This is a genomic window from Microbacterium sp. BF1, from assembly GCF_019279095.1.
Taxonomy (GTDB): Bacteria; Actinomycetota; Actinomycetes; order Actinomycetales; family Microbacteriaceae; genus Microbacterium; species Microbacterium maritypicum.
Map to the genome: position 1 here is coordinate 1 of NZ_JAGYWT010000789.1, position 707 is coordinate 707.

Sequence of the window (707 nt, forward strand, 5' to 3'; positions counted from 1 at the left end):
GTCGATGGAGCGCACGACGACGGAGCAGTCGGATGCGGCGAGCACGGCACCGGCGCGCGCCTCGAGGGCGACGGCGGCGTCGCGGTCATCGAGGGGAGGCGGGTCGAGCCGGTCGAGTTCTCCCGTGACGTCGACCTGCTCGACCGTGACCTGCGGGTAGAGGTCGGGCAGCATCCGGATCAGGTCGGCGTCGTAGAGGTAGCCGCCGTTGACGAGCACCTCGTCGGAGGGGGAGATGCCGGCCACCTGGCGGAACTCGTCCACCGTCTGCGCGTACCGGATGTGCGGGTACCGCTCGACGAGGTCGCCGATGCGCAGGGTGCCGTGTGTGGTCTCGACGGTCAGCCAGCGGGAGATGAAGCGGGCGAGCTCCTCGTCGTGGCGCACCAACGACTTGAGCCCCACCTCGTGCACGGCGACGAACTGCGCGAGGCGGTGCGGTTCGCGCAGCCCCAGCTCGAGCACCCAGCGGCGGATGCCGGCACCCAGCTGCTCCCGCACGCGTTCGAGCGCGGCGTCCTCGACGAGCGATTCCCGGCTCGCGGTCGGGGCGAGGCCGGTGGAGTCGATCACGGCGCGCACGAAGAACGCCCAGTCGGGGAGCACATCGTCCACGCGCTCGGAGAGCAGCATCCGCCCCAGGTACATGCGCGTGGCCTGGCGCGCGCCGGGAGGCGGAGCGAAGGGCAGTACGTACGCCAGGCCGC

1 pseudogene is annotated in these 707 nt (G+C 71.9%); it reads right to left on the bottom strand.

Annotated features, from left to right (window positions below):
- Positions 1–707: pseudogene (locus KZA10_RS16805) on the bottom strand (HSP90 family protein); the annotation flags it as partial.